The organism is Pantoea sp. X-Soil-OKNW-556, from assembly GCF_059730695.1.
Window position 1 is genome coordinate 3,597,860 of sequence record NZ_AP035990.1, and the last position, 15,728, is coordinate 3,613,587.

Here is a 15,728-nt window from a genome sequence, read left to right on the forward strand (position 1 = left end):
CAGGCAGGTGTGATTCGTTCCGCCAGCATAACATAGGGGCTGCGCCGGGCTAAAGCCTGCCGCGAGCGTCTGATTTTCCGCACTTTTGCGACAGCGCTGGCATTCTGCCGGGTTGCGACGCTGGGGGATTTCCGTAACACTGGAGGCATGTGTAAACGTTTTCCCGGAAGCAGGCTAACGCATGGCTACCATTAAGGATGTCGCCAGAATGGCTGGGGTCTCGGTCGCGACCGTATCCCGCGTGATTAATAATTCCCCCAAGGCCAGCGAGAGTTCACGCCTCGCCGTGACTCAGGCAATGGAGCAGTTGCAATACCACCCAAACGCCAACGCACGCGCGCTGGCACAGCAATCCACCGAAACACTCGGCCTGGTAGTCGGTGATGTTTCCGACCCGTTCTTTGGCGCGATGGTTAAAGCCGTTGATGAAGTGGCGGGCCAGACCGGCAACTTTTTGCTGATTGGTAACGGTTACCATAACGAACAAAAAGAGCGTCAGGCGATTGAACAACTGATGCGCCATCGCTGCGCGGCGCTGGTGGTGCACGCCAAGAAGATCCCGGACGATGATCTGGAGCAACTGATGAAGCAAGTCCCCGGTATGGTGTTGCTGAATCGGTTACTGAAAGGGTTTGAGTCACGCTGCATTGCGCTGGATGACCGCTACGGTGCCTGGCTGGCGACACGCCATTTGATCCAACAGGGCCATACCCAGATTGCTTTCATCTGTTCCACCCACACCATTTCTGACGCCGAAGACCGCCTCCAGGGTTATTACGATGCGCTGAAAGAACATGGTCTGCCGAGTAATGATCGTCTGGTTGCCTGGGGCGAACCGGATGAAGTAGGCGGCGAACAGGCGATGACCGAACTCCTCGGTCGCGGCAAGCAGTTCACCGCAGTGGCCTGTTACAACGATTCTATGGCCGCTGGCGCGCTGGCGGTGTTGAGCGATAACGGTATCCGCGTGCCGGAAGAGATGTCGCTGATTGGTTTCGACGATGTGCTGGTATCACGCTACGTGCGCCCGCGTCTGACCACGGTACGTTACCCGATTGTGACCATGGCGCAGCAAGCCGCCCAACTGGCGTTAGCACTGGCAAACGATTTGCCGATGCCGGAAGTGACCAATATGTTCAGTCCGACGCTGGTACGTCGCCATTCCGTTAGCGGGCCGGGTTAAATTTTATCGTGACCCGTAAGGGCGATGAAAATCGCCCTGGGCATTCATCACAAAATTGGAATACGACTGTTAAATATCCCTCATCTTCTTAACGTTTCTGCCGATACCTGTGCCGGACTTTTCTGGCCTTGCCAGCAAGGATCGATAGAAATTTAAGGAGGAAAGATGAGCATTTCCAGACGTTTACTTCTGGCTCTGGGTTTTATCACCGCGGTTATCATCGCGCAGGGGACGCTGGCTATCAGCTTTATCAGCGGGTTTCAGGATCGCTTCGAGAATGTACAAAGCCGCGCCATTCCCTCAATCAAACTGCTGAGTGACCTCACTGACCGTAGCCAACAACTGTGGCTCAGTTTGTATCAATATCAAAACAGCCCGACAGATTCGCTTGAATCACAGCTGACGCAACAGATCGCCGGCATTCGCGACCAACAGCAGGCTTACCAGAACAACCATATCGCCGATGATAAAGACGCCCAACTGGCGCAACAGGCGACAGACACCCTTAACCTGATGAGCCAGCGTCTGCCCGCGTTTCTCGACGCGGTAAAAGCTAATCAACCGAACGTGCTGGCAAATGCTAACGGTGTCGGCGGCACACTGCAAAAGCTGATTGCCGGTTATCGCCAACAGATGACGCTGAATATGGCGATGGGAGATCAACTCCGTACCACCAACCGCACCATTTTCCATTTTGTCAGTTGGGCGACGGTGGCGGGTATCACCGTGGCGGTGTTGATGATTGTGGTGTTTGCTTTGCTGACCATTAAGCAAATCCGTCGCAGCCTGAATAACATCTCCTCCATCATGGCGCAGGCCATGCAACATCTCGATCTCACGCTCGAAGCGGATGAGAGCCGCAATGATGAAGTGAGCAAAATGGCGGGTTCCTTTAACAAGCTGATGCGCCATATTTCGCAGGCCCTGACGGCGGTGAACAGCGCCGCCAGCTCAGTGAGCAGCGCCTCAACGCAAATTGCTGCCGGTAATGAAGACCTCTCTGCCCGCACCGAACAACAGGCGGCCTCGCTGGAGCAGACCGCGTCCAGCATGACCGAGCTGAGCGAAACGGTACGTCAGACCGCCGATCACACCCGCGATGCTACCCAACTGGCGGATAACGCCAGCAGCCTGTCGCAGCAAAGCACCGAGTCGCTGAATACCATGCTCAGCACTATGAATGACATTCATCTGAGCGCCCTGAAAGTGAAAGACATTACCGGGCTGATTGAGGGTATTGCGTTTCAAACCAATATCCTGGCGCTGAACGCCGCAGTAGAAGCCGCACGCGCCGGGGAGCACGGTAAAGGGTTTGCCGTGGTGGCCGGGGAAGTGCGGAATCTCTCACATCGTTCCACCACTGCCGCGCGCGAAATTAAAACGCTGATTGAAGCCTCAACCAATTTGATTGAGTCCGGTGCCCAGCAGGCAGCGCAGGTGGGCGATAGCATCCAATCCGTCAACGAGGTGATATCAAAGGTCAACAGCCTGGTCAGTGAAATCTCTACCGCGGCAGCAGAGCAAAGCCAGGGGATCAGCCAGGTGCATCGGGCGATTGATCAAATGGATGATGTGACGCAGCAGAACGCCGCACTGGTGGAGCAGGCGTCGGCGGCGTCACAGTCGTTGCAGGAACAGGCGGAGCATGTCTCACGGCTGGTGGGGGCGTTCCGCCTAAATCGCGCTTAACCCCCTCCCGTAGCGGCGCGATTTATCGCGCGGATTTTTCCTACACCGTGCACCGAATTGCGCGATAAATCGCGCCGCTACGACAGTTTTTTCTGGTACAGACGTACCCGTGTGTGCGGATACTCCAGCGCCTCGCCCGCAAACTGCCAGCCGAAACGCTCGTAATAACCGGCGAAGGTTGACCATAGCCACAGCCGGTTATAGCCACGCTGCCGGGCGTAGTGGATAACATGTTGTTGCAGCGCCTGGCTGACACCCTGCCCGCGGGCATTTTCATCGATATACAACGCCGCCAGCCACGGATAGAGATCCTGGCGGCTGATCAAATCACAACGCCAGAAACCCACGGTGCCAACCGCCCGCCCCGCATCAAGCGCGACAAAAGTGACAGGAAAATCAGCGCCGTTCAGGCTGCTCTGCACAATGCTGGCGTAGAACTCGCGCGTGGTCCCGGCACCAAACGCCTGCCACAACCAGTCGGTTATCTGTTCGGCAAATTGCGGCACTTCATTCAATGGCAGGATCTGCATTACATCAATTTTCCCTGAAAGATCGGCACCGATTCAAACAAATAGCCGTCAAAATCCGGCGCATCGGCATCGGACAACTCCAGCAGGGTATTTTTCACATTTTCCAGGTGCTGCCACATCGCCTGCCACGAACCCATCACATCCCGGCGGCGTAACGCAGCAAGGATCGTTTGATGATCGCCCAGCCACTTCAGACGATAAGCGCGGGTTTCGAACTGCGGGCGCAACTGCTGCCACAGCGGGCTGGCCTCATGATGTCGCCAGACGCTGGTCACGGTGTCCAGCAGCATCTGGTTTTGTGTCGCCCCGGCCAGCAGCAGATGGAATAACTTATCGTTGTCCTGGCTGCTGTCATTAAGCGCAATAGCCCGCTGCTCTTGCTCAAGGGTGCGGCGCAGGTTTTCAATGTCGGCTTTGGTCGCCATTTTGGCGGCAAACGCGGCAATGTTGCTTTCCAGCAACTGACGTGCCTGCAACATCTCAAACGGGCCAACATCGCTGCGGAAAAACGCCTCTTCCGCGTCATCGCTGTCGGAAGGTATGCGCATCACATACACGCCAGAGCTTTGACGGATATCCACCGTTCCTTCCAGCTCCAGCATCAATAAAGCTTCACGCACGATGGTACGGCTGACGCCCCAGGTCTCGGCCAATTGACGCTCCGGCGGCAGACGTGAGCCAACCGGGTAATGCCCATCAATGATTTGCTGGCGCAGATGCTGACCAATTTCCTGATACTGCTTTTTCTCTTGTGGCGCTTCGGCTTTTTCCACGCTTTCACCTTTTTGCATCATGGCGCGCAAGGTTGCAGCCGCCTCCCTGGCAGGCTGCAACCTGTCTGCAATCTGGCCGCTAGTGTACCAAAGCCAGCGCCTGATCGAGTACCTTTGCACCATTCAGCGTACCGTAAGCAACGGTGTCGATCACCGCAATCGGCAGCTGATAGCTGTCGGTGAGCTTTTTGTTCTCCTCCAGCTTAAAGCGCACCTGTGGGCCGAGCAGCACCACCGCCACCTCGTTGCCGTAGTTTTGTAACTCTTCCCGCAGGTTTTGCTCCGGGATGGCATAGATTTGATACTCAAGACCGCGTGCCGCTGCCTCTTTTTCCATGCGGGTCACCACCATCGAGGTTGACATACCCGCAGCGCAGGCCAGTACGATTCGTTTCATCTTCGCGTCCTTATTTCATTTCATCATCAATGTTGACCGTCAGCTGTTGGTTGTCGCGCAGCTGACGAAACCAGTGCGCCGACTTTTTCATTCGCCGCTGGCGTTGGTTATCCAGGTCAATTTCAATTAATCCGTAGCGATTTTTAAACGCATTCATTGGCGAGACGTTATCGGTGAAGGCCCACAGCATATAACCCTGACAATTGCTGCCCGCCTCCCTGGCGCGCACCGCCTGATACAGATGCTCGGCAATAAAGGCGATACGGTAGTCGTCCTGAATTTCCCCCTGCGCATCTTTAAAACGGGCTTCGTTTTCAATACCCATACCACTTTCCGCTACAAACCACGGCAGGTTGCCGTACTCCTCCTTCATGCGTTGCGCCATGTCATAGATGATGCACGGCTGAATTTCCCAACCCCGCGAGGTATTCATGCGGCGGCCTGGTAGCTCGAAATGTTCGTAGTAATAAGCGGGATGGAATGGCGTTTCCGGATGCCAGGCGCGCGACGGGGCTTTTACCCGGTGCGGATAGTAGAGATTTAACCCGACCTCATCGACGGTGTTGGCCGCGATAATCGCCAGTTCCTCGGACGTTACCTCCCATTGCACCTGGTGCTTTTCCAGCAACTGCACCAGCTCGACGGGATACTCCCCTTTGATCGCCGGGTCGAGAAACACCCGGTTGTAGAACAGGTCATAGATCTTCGCCGCTTTAACATCATGCGCCGCCGACGAGCGCGGATAAGTGACTTCCGGGTTGAGGATGGTGCCTACCGTCCCGGCATAGCCCTGTTGGCGGAACAGTTGTACCACTTTCGCTGTCGCGAGATTTTTATGGTGATTCCACTGCATCCATTTGTGGGTGTTCTGCTCATACGGCCAGCGCAACGCATCCAGATAGACACGGGTCTGCACCACAATCGGTTCGTTGAAGACAAACCAGCGCGTCACTTTTCCGGCATAGCGGGCAAAAACCTGCGCTGCATAGCGGATAAACAGCTCCACCACATGCTTTGACTGCCAGCCGCCGTACTGCTCCAGCAACTGTGCCGGGAGTTCGTAATGTTCAAGGCACAACATCGGTTCAATACCGTTGCGCTGCATTTCATCAATCAGTTGGTCGTAATAGGCCGCGTATTCCTCATCCACCACCGCGTTTTCATAATCGGTGAGAAAGCGTGACCAGTTGATCGAAGTACGATAGTGCGTCAAACCTGCCGCTTTCATCAGCGCGACATCTTCGCGGAAACGGTTGATAAAATCCGTCGCCACCGCCGGACCGTAACCGTTATGCCAGACATGACGATCGTTGGTATACCAGGCATCCAGATACGAATCCTGCCCCGGCTTCTTGCCGCTCCAACCCTCGGTTTGCCACGCCGATGCTGCCGCACCCAAAATAAAGCCGTCCGGCAGTGGGATGTTGTAAGTACTCATGCTTGCTCCTTAGTTTTGCGCCAGTTCCGGTTGCAGATTTTTCGCTTCTGCCGCCTCGGCACGACGCGCCGCCACCTTCACAAACGGCAGGTAAATCAATACGGACACGCAGATACAGATGATTTGCGTCACCACCGCGCCCATTGAACCGGCGGTGGAGAGCCAGGCGTTGATGATCGGCGGGGTGGTCCAGGGCACCATCACCACCGCTTTTCCGGCAAAGCCCATCACCGTGGCGAAATAACCAATCGAACCGGTTACCAGCGGGGTGATGATGAAGGGAATGGCAAGGATCGGGTTGAGCATAATCGGCATACCAAAGATCACCGGTTCGTTGATGTTGAACAGCCCCGGCCCGAGCGACAGCTTGGCAATTTCGCGCATCTCTTTGCGTTTGGTCGCCAGCATCACGGCGGTCAGTAAACCAATGGTTAAGCCAGAACCGCCGATGCTCATATACACATCCCAGAACGGCATGGTGATGATATTTGGCACCTCTTTGCCCTGCTCGAAGGCGTTCATATTGACCAAAATCGCCCCCAGCAACAGCGGTTCGCGAATCGGCTTAATCATCTGGTTGCCGTGGATGCCAATCACCCAAAACAGTTGCGCGACAAACATCAGCAACAGAATGCCCCACAGGCTCTGCACCACCGACTCCAGTGGCTGCTGCACCACCTTGTAGACCGCGTCGTACAGGTACATGCCGGTAACCTGATGGAAGATAAAGCCAAAGGTAGCAACCAGCGTGACGGTGATGATCGACGGGATGAGCGCGGAGAAAGAGGCCGAGACATTGGGTGGCACGGTATCCGGCATTTTGATTTTCAGCCGTTCCACATTTTCCAGGCGGCAATAAATCTCCACCGACAGGATGGCGATAAACATGCCGAGGAACAGGCTTTTGGTGTCGGAGAACTGTTTCGCCAGCACATCGGTGACCAGATGCATCTGACCATCCACCAGCATCTGCAAGGTGGTTGGGGTAACTGAGACGAAGCAGATAATTGCCAGCAAGCCGGGGAACAGCGTTTTGATGCCGTTGATACGCCCCAGCTCGATACCAATCAGGAACACCGCGCCAATGTTAAGAAAACTCAGCGTGGCGTAGTTGATGCTGCTGGTGATCGGTTTCAGATCGGCGAGAAACGCCAGCGCCTGGAAACTGGCGAGGCCGTTCTTCGCATCCAACACCATGTTGGAGATCAATACCGAAAACGCGCCGACGATGATCACCGGCATCAGCGTAATAAACGAGGCTTTGATCGCCATGATATAGCGGTAGCTATTGAAACGCGTGGCAAAGCTACCCAGAGAATCGATAAGACGGTCCTGTAGAGACATTGGTTCAACCCTCAGCGTTTTGAATGGAGCATTCCTGTGTTGTGCATCAGCTTCCGTGCTGTGGCATACCAAAATGGCGATCATTGTGTTTTCTTTCTGTGATCTTGCTCGCGGAACTTATTTTTGGTATTCCGGTAGCATCAAAAATATGAATTTGGCATACCAATAAGCGAGGCGAGGATGGATTTTGAACAAACGATGATGGAGTTGCTGATAAATGCCGGTGAAGCACGATCGCAGGCGATGATGGCGATCCAGCAGGCGCGCAAAGGGGACTGGGAAGGTGCCGATGCCGCGCTGGCCGCGTCAGATGAGGCTGCGAAAGCGGCGCATAAGATCCAGACCGCGCTGATTGGGGCGGATGAAGGCTGCGGCAAAGTGCCGGTGACGTTGATTCTGGTGCATGCGCAGGACCATCTGATGACCGCGATGCTGTGCCGGGATTTGGCGGGGGAATTAGTCTTATTGCGCAAAGAACTGCTTAGTCCGTAGCGGCGCGATCGATCGCGCCGCTACGGAAGGGGCGGGACTTACAGCTCCAGCGCCAGCAACTCCTGGATAGTCTGCGCACGGCGGATCTCACGCGCGGTGCCGTTTTCAAACAGAACTTCCGGGATCAGCGGGCGGCTGTTGTAGTTCGATGACATCGACGCACCATAGGCCCCGGTGTCATGGAACACCAGATAATCACCGATCTGCACCGCAGGTAGCGCGCGGGTTTCCACTTTGCCACCTTCGAGCTGGGTAAACACATCACCCGACTCGCACAGTGGACCGGCAATCACGCTCTCCACTTTCTGGCTGTCATTCACCGTACGGCCATCGGCAGGCAGCAAGGAAATATGGTGATAGCTACCGTACATCGCCGGACGCATCAGATCGCTGAATCCGGCATCCACCAGCACAAAGTGGCGGCTGCCCATCTCTTTCACCGCACGAACCTGAGACACCAATACGCCGGATTCCGCCACCAGGAAACGACCCGGTTCAATTTCCAGTTTCACCGGATGACCAAGGTGCGCCGCGATACGTTCGCGCGCGCCGTTCCACAGGCCATAGTAGTGATCGGTATCAATCGCCTCTTCACCCACACGGTAAGGGATCGACAAACCGCCACCGGCAGAGATCGCCTCCAGGTCCTGACCAAAGCTCACCACCTGATCCACCATCGCATCACATACCTGTTGCAGATGGCCGTAATCGACACCGGAACCGATATGCATATGCAGGCCGACGAGGCGCAGACCGTGCTGCTGAATCGCCTCCAGTGCCTGTGGCAGGTCGCTGTGCCAGATGCCGTGTTTGCTGTTCTCACCGCCGGTGTTGGTTTTCTGGCTGTGGCCGTGGCCAAAGCCAGGGTTGATACGCAGCCATACCGCATGGCCTGTCGACACGGCACCGAGTTGATGCAGCATATCCACTGAACCGGCGTTAACCGGAACTTTCAGTTCGGCGATGCGCGCCAGCGTGGGCTGGTCCAGCACATCGGCGGTGAACACGATATCTTCGCCGCCCGGCTGATAACCCGCCGCCAGCGCACGCTCGATTTCGCCCAGCGAGACGGAGTCAACCTTCACTCCTGCCGCGCGCATCAGGCGCAGAATATGAATATTTGAACACGCCTTTTGGGCGAAACGCACCACGTCGAACTGGTTCAACTGGGCAATGCGCTGCTGAATGACGCTGGCATCATAGGCCCAGAACGGGCCGCTGTAGTGCTGCGCCAGCGGCAGCAAATTGGCGGCGGTCAACGCGGTTTCGGTGTTATTCAGTGGACGTGGCATAGCAATTCTCCTGTGACGTTAACGTTATTTAGCCACAGCCATACCATGCAGAAAAATATCTGTTTTAGCATCAGCTATGCAAATATGATATGGACTGAACGGAGGGCGTGATGGCAAAGATTAACTGGCGACATATCGAAATTTTCCATGCGGTGATGACCAGCGGCAACCTGACACAGGCGGCCACGCTGCTGCATACCTCGCAGCCTACCGTCAGCCGAGAGCTGGCGCGGCTGGAACAGCAGCTTGGCCTGAAACTGTTTGAACGTGTGCGTGGTCGGTTACAACCCACGGTGCAGGGATTGCGTCTGTTTGAAGAGGTGCAACGCTCGTGGTACGGGCTGGATCGCATCATGGATGCCGCCGACGGCCTGCGTCAGTTCCGTCAGGGCGAACTCTCCATCGCCTGTCTGCCGGTGTTTTCCCAGTCGCTGCTGCCGCCACTGTGCCAACCGTTTTTGCAACGCTATCCTCAGGTCAGTATGAACATCATCCCGCAGGAGTCACCGTTGCTGGAGGAGTGGCTGTCGGCGCAGCGTTACGATCTGGGCCTGACGGAAACCCAGCACGCTCCGGCTGGCACCGAACGCGTTGCACTGCTGACCTGCGATGAGGTATGCGTACTGCCGCCGCAGCATCCACTGTGTCAGCGCGCGGTGCTGACGCCGCAAGATTTCCAGGGCGAGAACTATGTCAGCCTGTCGCGTAGCGATAGTTATCGTCAGTTACTGGATTCGTTGTTTCATGAGCAGGGGGTTGAACGGCGGTTGGTGCTGGAGACGCATAGCGCCGCATCGGTGTGCGCGATGGTACGCGCGGGCGTGGGGGTTTCGATTGTTAACCCGCTGACGGCGCTGGATTACGCCGACAGCGGAGTGGTGATGCGACGCTTCAGCATTGCGGTGCCATTCACCATCAGCCTGGTACGGCCGCAGCATCGCCCGGCTTCTGCGCTGGTGGACCACTTCTGCGACCATTTGCAACAACAGGTCGCGGCGTTCCCCCAGCGCATTGCCGAGCGTCTGGTTTAAGCGCGCACCGCCTCGCCCTGCCCGCCGGATTTACGGAAGGTGATCAGGCAAACAATCAGACCAATCGCCGCCAGCGCCGCTGCCGCGACCGGCACTGCCGTCAGGCCGTAGCCTTTGTCGATCACCGCACCGCCAACCCAGGCACCGAGCGCATTGCCAACGTTAAACGCGGAGATGTTCAGCGTCGACACCAGGTTGGGGGCATCTTTGCCATGACGTACCACGTTAATTTGCAGACCCGGTACGGTGGCGAAGGTCGCCATCGCCCACAGGAACAGCGTAATCTCGGCCAGCCACAGCGCATGGCTGGTCCAGCTAAACAGCAGTGAAAACAGCGCAATCAGTGAGAAGCTGAGGACCAGGCTGAAAGAGACTTTCCAGTCGGCCAGCTTGCCGCCGAGGATGTTACCGACCGTCAGGCCCGCGCCAATCAGGAACAAAGTCCAGCTCACGCCACGATCGCTGATGCCGGTGACCTGCAACAGCAGCGGCGCAATGTAGCTGAACAACGCGAACATGGCAGCGGCAAAGCACACCGTCATCAGCAACGACAACCACAGCTTGCCATTCGCCAGCGCACTGACTTCACTTGCCAGATGCACCGGCTTCTCTTCTTTATTGGTTGGCAGGCTGACAATTAACGCGGCAAACGCAAGGATACCGATAATCGCCACGCCCCAGAAGGTGGCGCGCCAACCAAACATCTGACCAAACCAGGTGCCTAACGGTACGCCCAGTACGTTTGCCAGCGTCAGGCCGGTGAACATCAGGGCGACAGCCGATGCCTGACGACTCGGCGCAACCAGGCTGGCCGCCACCACTGAACCGATACCAAAAAATGCACCGTGGCACAGCGCGGTGACGATACGCGCCATCATCAGCAGATCGTAACTGTAGGCCAGCGCACACAATACGTTGCCGATGATAAAGATGCTCATCAGCAGTACCAGAGTCCGTTTACGCGGCAGTTTGGCGGTCAGCAGCGCCATAATTGGCGCGCCAATGGCGACACCCAGCGCATAGCCACTGATCAGCCATCCCGCAGAGGGAATCGACACCTGGAGATCGCCCGCCACTTCCGGTAGCAATCCCATGATGACAAATTCCGTGGTGCCGATGGCGAACGCACTCAGCGCCAGCGCCAGTAATGCAACAGGCATAACACACTCTCCCAATAACGATAATTTTGCAGGCGGGCCACCCCACGAACGTGGAATGGTTACAGCGGACGCTTATAAATTTTTGAACTGCGTCACATTGAGTATTAAAGCATAGCCACCTTCGGGCATACACCCCGGTTGCAGCAAGGATATTTTGCCGCCACCGCAACAATTGTTCACATCTGTTAATGGACCTTTTGCAATTAGGCCTTTTCCCATTTCTCTCACGAAGCTGATTTTTCACGCTATTCTTGAACACTGGTTGTGATCACCCTCTCATTTTGACGGCGATCCACTCCTTAAAGGAAATTTACGCGTTGCCGATACCCCAATGGATTGCCTGGTAATGTCTCGTCATTCTTCAAAGGGGGGAGCGTATGCGATGGCTCATGGCCTTAACGATCGGCTGCCTGAGTGGCTGTTCTGTCGGACACTACGAGTACAGTAAAGAAGCAGAAAAACGGGTCGATATGACCTTCACCGGTATCCCGACAGTGCTGGGTGTCGGTTCGCTGGGCAGCGTTATCCCGCTCACCCCTGAGTACAGCCTGACGGCTGCCCATGTGGCGAAATATTCATTGTATCGGGTGAAGGCATGGCACCCGGAATGCGATCTCGCCGTGGTATATCACAAAAATGATGAGGCGAATTTGCCTCCGCATTTTCGCAATGGCCGGATTGGCGACGACGTCAATCTCTACGGCTACAGCTTTATTACCGCGCTGCCGGTGGCGTCCAACGGGCAGAATCTGATCAATACCACGCTGGTAAATGACTGGAATAAAGCCAGTTGCGTGGTGGTTGCCGCCAATGCTGGCGTGGTGAAAGGCATGTCTGGCGGTGCGGTGTACAACGCCAGCGACAATACCCTGGCCGGGGTTATCGTGGGCTACAGTAGCCGGATTAACGACAATCACAGTGGGAAGACGTTGTATAAGGATGTGGCGCTGTACGTGCCTTATGGACGCTTCCAGAAGTGGCTGGATGGGGTGATGAAGTCGTAAAGTCGTGAAGTGCGGCCTGTTACCCTCACCCCGTCCCTCTCCCATGAGGGAGAGGGAGATGTGCAATATAGTAAACCGTGCACAATGCAGTCCCCTCTCCCGCTGGCGGGAGAGGGTTAGGGTGAGGGTCAGGGCACCCACGGCCCCTGTAATTTCACCTGCGGGAAACCGCTGGTCAGAATGCGCAACTCCGCGTCGCGCGGCGTGTTATCGCCCTGCCCCTGAATACTGACGATATCCTGCGGGCAGGCCGAGAACGCCACAAAACAATCCATTTCGGCGCGCAGCACAATGTAATCGCCCGGTTTGGTCACCACCGGTAGCGTCTTCAGGGTGATGCCATCAGGTTGTACCTGAATATTCATAAAGATATTGAACGACGCCAGATTGCCGTGCGGCAGTGTCACCCCCAGCTCTGCCAGCCCTTCATGCAGGTTATCGTGACAGTTGCGGTGTGGTTCGGTGCAGCCCAGCAGTTCATAACGGCGGGCATCACAGGCAGCCATAAAGGTGTCGTGCACGCCTGGCGAGGTGTCAGCCACCAGCGTCAGAATCGGGTGGCGCTGGCTGGTGATAAAGCTATCGCCCACCTTTGGGTTGAGGCGCTGGTTCCAGACACGCGTCGCCTCCATACACATATACTCGCTCACGTCTTCCGCGTTATAAGCCCAGCAATCCACCACCTGGGTGCCGTGCAGGTTGATCACCTGTACCGCTTCGCCCTTGTTGAGACGAACGGCTTTACCGTAGCGCGCCGGGATAGTGACGATAGCGCGTTGCTGAAATTCAGCTGACATGTTGTTCTCCAGATTAATGCTGCAAGCCGCGACGATAGCGCGTCATGCGGGATTCAAGACAACGCGCCAGCCAGTCAATCAAGCTGTTCAGCAGCCAGTAGCAGAGTGCTACCGTCAGGTAGATCTCCAGCGGCGCGTAGGTATCAGAAATCGCCTGTTTGGCGGCGTACATAAACTCCTGCACCGAAACAATCGATAAGAGCGCAGAGTCTTTAATCAAACCAATGGTTAACCCGACCAGCGGCGATAACATTTGCGGCAGCGTCTGCGGCAGTACCACATCACGCAGTTGCTCGCTGCGGCTAAGACCGAGTACGCGGCACGCCTCCCACTGGCCTTGCGGCAGCGCGGCAATCGCGGCGCGGATGACCTGCGCGATGTAAGGCGCGTAATAGAGCGTTAACGCCAGCACCCCAACTACCGGTGAAGAGAGGGTGATGTCATACTCCGGCAGCACGAAATAGAGCAGATAGATCACCACCAGCAAGGGCAGCGCCAGGGTTAACCCGCTGTAGAGGTTGAGAATTTTTAGCCAGAACGGCGAGGCGCGCATCAGCATCCACGCCATCAATCCGCCCCACAGTAAGGAACAGAGGGCCGCCACCGCACACAGTTGCAGGGTGGCAATCAGGCCGTCACCTAACGACGGCAATGAGGTCGCAATCGCCTGCCAATCCATTATGCCAGCCTCCGTTTCGCTTCCAGCCGCCGTGCCGCGCTAATCAGCGGCAAGGCAATTAACAGATACCCCGCTGCCATCAGCAACAACACCTGAGTCGCATCATAAGTGCGGGCGATAACGATCTGACCGGCATAGGTCAACTCCGTCAGCGCCACCACCGAGGCCAGTGGCGTGGTTTTCAGCAAAATGGTGAATTCATTCACCAGCATTGGCAGGCTGGCGCGCATGACCTGGGGATTGATGACATACCACCAGGTCAGCGCGCGGCTTAACCCCAACGTCCGGGCGGCCTCCAACTGACCGCGCGTCACCAGACTGCGGTTAACGCGCAGAATTTCCGCCACGTACGCACCACTGTTCAGACCAATCGCCACCACAGCTGCAAGCATCGGCTGACCACCCAGCCCCAGGCGCGGTAGAGTAAAAAACACCACAAACAGCTGAACAATGGCCGGGGTGCCACGCATCATGCTCACGTAGAGACGGCCAATAAAGCGCCAGATCCAGGCACGGCGCAGTTGCAGGAAACAGCCAAGCTGCCCCATCACTACGCTCACCATTGACGCCAGTACCGTCAGCACCAGCGTCATCAGCAGACCGTGCCCCAGTTCCGGCAGCGCGGCTATTACCTGTTGATCCAGCCCCATTGCTTACTCCGCGTTAAAATCCGTCAGGTTTTCCGCCACTGACAACCGCAGCGGTGCGGGCTTGTCATTCCCCTCGATGCCGGTATTGCAGGCGGAAACGATGAAACGCGTGTCCATCACCACGCGACAGGTAATGCTGTCACCTGGCTGGGTAAGGTTTTGTTCCGGCAGGATGTCGCCTTCACGCGTCAGTTTGACATGCATAAACAGGTTGATCGGGTCCGGCAGTTTCGGCACCGTCATGCCCAGACGAGCCAGTTCGCCGCTGACCGCTTCGATACAGCCTTCGCCGCCGTAGCCTCGCTCTGCCAGAAACGCCGTAGTGGAACCGGGCAGCAGCAGGTCGTGACGTTTGACGCTATCTTTGCCCAACACCATCATCGGACGACGACGGTTGTTGACCAGGCGCATCCCGGAACCCAACAGGTAGCTGTTGCTGAATACGCGGGTATGATGCACCGACAGCCACACCGCCGGGTCTTGCAGGCTAAAACCGAACAACGACGCGACCGCCCCTTCGCCCAGCGCGGTGATACGCAGCAGTTGACCACGCAGCACACGAATCGATGCTACACCTCCCGCGGTGACCTCAATCGGTGCTGCGAGGGTCCGCACCGCGGTTTCTTCATAACTCTCACGCATTAACAGCATGCGACTTCTCCTCGGCGTGGTAGTGATCGCTGACGCGAATATCGATGGGCGTCACCTGTAAACCATTGCCCGGAATGATGTCCTGCGGGCAGGAAGAGACGGAGCAAATCAGGTCGCACAGTGCTTCAAAGGTGATGCTGTCGCCCGCTTTGCTGTGGGGGTCAGTCACCTCCATACGGCCATCGGCAGTGACCGGACCGTTCTGGAACAGGTTGAACGGCTCCGGCAGGCTGAAATAGGTCACGCCATAGGCCTTCATGCCTTCCAGCAGATTATCCACGCAGTTGCGATGACCTTCGACGCCGAAATCCACGCTGAAGCGGGTGCGATCGCAGGCCGGCACGTTGGCATCGTGAATGCCGATGGTGTCGGCAACGATGCGCAACAGGGGACGGTTCTCGCTCGACCACAACGCATCACCCGGTTTGAAAAACAGCGAACGCAGATGCTGACGGGTATGGACCGGCGACAGCTTTTCGTTCAGGTCGTCGGCATTGACCGCGACAAAATCCGCGGCCTGCTGCCCTTCGCTATCAATGACGGTAATAAACTGCCCTTTGCGCACACGGAAGGTTTTGCCGTGGCCCGCCGGGACCGTCAGGGTTGACTGACACATAA

Annotated in this window: 17 protein-coding genes; 5 read left to right on the plus strand and 12 right to left on the minus strand. The window is 56.6% G+C overall.

Annotated elements, in window-relative coordinates:
- The first annotated feature begins 181 nt into the window (after window positions 1-181).
- Together galR and AC6I8T_RS16775 are read left to right on the plus strand one after the other, a co-directional pair.
- The gene (galR, locus tag AC6I8T_RS16770; RefSeq protein ID WP_036626566.1) at window positions 182-1,183 is read left to right on the plus strand and encodes an HTH-type transcriptional regulator GalR; all 1,002 of its coding nucleotides are present in this window, start codon (window positions 182-184) and stop codon (window positions 1,181-1,183) included.
- A 165-nt stretch (window positions 1,184-1,348) separates the two neighbouring features.
- On the plus strand, window positions 1,349-2,872 hold the full coding sequence (locus AC6I8T_RS16775; RefSeq protein ID WP_021184594.1) for a methyl-accepting chemotaxis protein: 1,524 nt from the start codon (window positions 1,349-1,351) through the stop codon (window positions 2,870-2,872).
- Between the two features lie 77 nt (window positions 2,873-2,949).
- Here AC6I8T_RS16775 and AC6I8T_RS16780 read toward each other — a convergent pair whose 3' ends face one another.
- From AC6I8T_RS16780 to AC6I8T_RS16800, 5 genes are all read right to left on the minus strand, one after another.
- Window positions 2,950-3,402 carry a GNAT family N-acetyltransferase gene (locus AC6I8T_RS16780; protein ID WP_208723694.1) on the minus strand — a complete coding sequence of 151 codons (453 nt, stop codon included), beginning with the start codon at window positions 3,400-3,402 and terminating at the stop codon, window positions 2,950-2,952.
- Window positions 3,402-4,175 carry an FCD domain-containing protein gene (locus AC6I8T_RS16785; protein ID WP_208725551.1) on the minus strand — a complete coding sequence of 258 codons (774 nt, stop codon included), beginning with the start codon at window positions 4,173-4,175 and terminating at the stop codon, window positions 3,402-3,404. Before AC6I8T_RS16785 ends, AC6I8T_RS16780 begins: the two co-directional genes overlap by 1 nt.
- 79 nt (window positions 4,176-4,254) lie before the next feature.
- Window positions 4,255-4,572 (minus strand): PTS sugar transporter subunit IIB, encoded by a 318-nt coding sequence (locus AC6I8T_RS16790; protein ID WP_021184597.1) that lies wholly within the window; start codon window positions 4,570-4,572, stop codon window positions 4,255-4,257.
- Between the two features lie 10 nt (window positions 4,573-4,582).
- The gene (locus AC6I8T_RS16795; RefSeq protein WP_208723693.1) at window positions 4,583-6,010 is read right to left on the minus strand and encodes a glycoside hydrolase family 1 protein; all 1,428 of its coding nucleotides are present in this window, start codon (window positions 6,008-6,010) and stop codon (window positions 4,583-4,585) included.
- Window positions 6,011-6,019: 9 nt separating this feature from the next.
- A complete protein-coding gene (locus AC6I8T_RS16800) occupies window positions 6,020-7,354 on the minus strand; it encodes a PTS sugar transporter subunit IIC (RefSeq protein ID WP_021184599.1) in 1,335 nt (444 codons plus the stop codon).
- Between the two features lie 180 nt (window positions 7,355-7,534).
- Here AC6I8T_RS16800 and AC6I8T_RS16805 point away from each other — a divergent pair, with 180 nt between their 5' ends.
- Window positions 7,535-7,846 (plus strand): PTS lactose/cellobiose transporter subunit IIA, encoded by a 312-nt coding sequence (locus AC6I8T_RS16805; RefSeq protein WP_208723692.1) that lies wholly within the window; start codon window positions 7,535-7,537, stop codon window positions 7,844-7,846.
- A gap of 38 nt (window positions 7,847-7,884) precedes the next feature.
- On the opposite strand, the gene lysA is transcribed toward AC6I8T_RS16805, so the two are convergent.
- Window positions 7,885-9,138, minus strand: a complete 1,254-nt coding sequence (gene lysA / locus AC6I8T_RS16810; RefSeq protein WP_497834160.1) for a diaminopimelate decarboxylase — start codon at window positions 9,136-9,138, stop codon at window positions 7,885-7,887.
- A 110-nt stretch (window positions 9,139-9,248) separates the two neighbouring features.
- Here lysA and AC6I8T_RS16815 point away from each other — a divergent pair, with 110 nt between their 5' ends.
- The gene (locus tag AC6I8T_RS16815; RefSeq protein WP_208723690.1) at window positions 9,249-10,169 is read left to right on the plus strand and encodes a LysR family transcriptional regulator; all 921 of its coding nucleotides are present in this window, start codon (window positions 9,249-9,251) and stop codon (window positions 10,167-10,169) included.
- On the opposite strand, the gene AC6I8T_RS16820 is transcribed toward AC6I8T_RS16815, so the two are convergent.
- Window positions 10,166-11,329: an MFS transporter gene (locus tag AC6I8T_RS16820; RefSeq protein WP_021184603.1), complete on the minus strand. Its 1,164-nt coding sequence runs from the start codon at window positions 11,327-11,329 to the stop codon at window positions 10,166-10,168. The two genes, AC6I8T_RS16815 and AC6I8T_RS16820, sit on opposite strands and share 4 nt — an antisense overlap.
- A gap of 377 nt (window positions 11,330-11,706) precedes the next feature.
- Here AC6I8T_RS16820 and AC6I8T_RS16825 point away from each other — a divergent pair, with 377 nt between their 5' ends.
- Entirely contained in the window at window positions 11,707-12,333 is a 627-nt protein-coding gene (locus tag AC6I8T_RS16825; protein ID WP_036626568.1) for a hypothetical protein, read from the plus strand.
- 128 nt (window positions 12,334-12,461) lie between these two features.
- Here AC6I8T_RS16825 and AC6I8T_RS16830 read toward each other — a convergent pair whose 3' ends face one another.
- From AC6I8T_RS16830 to AC6I8T_RS16850, 5 genes are read right to left on the minus strand one after another with little or no spacing between them, the layout of a single operon-like run.
- Window positions 12,462-13,130 carry a DUF1989 domain-containing protein gene (locus tag AC6I8T_RS16830; protein WP_208723689.1) on the minus strand — a complete coding sequence of 223 codons (669 nt, stop codon included), beginning with the start codon at window positions 13,128-13,130 and terminating at the stop codon, window positions 12,462-12,464.
- A gap of 13 nt (window positions 13,131-13,143) precedes the next feature.
- Window positions 13,144-13,809, minus strand: a complete 666-nt coding sequence (locus tag AC6I8T_RS16835) for an amino acid ABC transporter permease (RefSeq protein WP_208723688.1) — start codon at window positions 13,807-13,809, stop codon at window positions 13,144-13,146.
- Window positions 13,809-14,459 (minus strand): amino acid ABC transporter permease, encoded by a 651-nt coding sequence (locus AC6I8T_RS16840; RefSeq protein ID WP_497834161.1) that lies wholly within the window; start codon window positions 14,457-14,459, stop codon window positions 13,809-13,811. The genes AC6I8T_RS16835 and AC6I8T_RS16840 overlap by 1 nt, the downstream gene beginning before the upstream one ends.
- Window positions 14,460-14,462: 3 nt before the next feature.
- Window positions 14,463-15,110 (minus strand): urea carboxylase-associated family protein, encoded by a 648-nt coding sequence (locus AC6I8T_RS16845; RefSeq protein ID WP_021184608.1) that lies wholly within the window; start codon window positions 15,108-15,110, stop codon window positions 14,463-14,465.
- Window positions 15,094-15,726, minus strand: coding sequence for a DUF1989 domain-containing protein (locus AC6I8T_RS16850; RefSeq protein WP_021184609.1), 633 nt, complete (start codon window positions 15,724-15,726; stop codon window positions 15,094-15,096). The genes AC6I8T_RS16845 and AC6I8T_RS16850 overlap by 17 nt, the downstream gene beginning before the upstream one ends.
- Window positions 15,727-15,728: the final 2 nt, after the last annotated feature.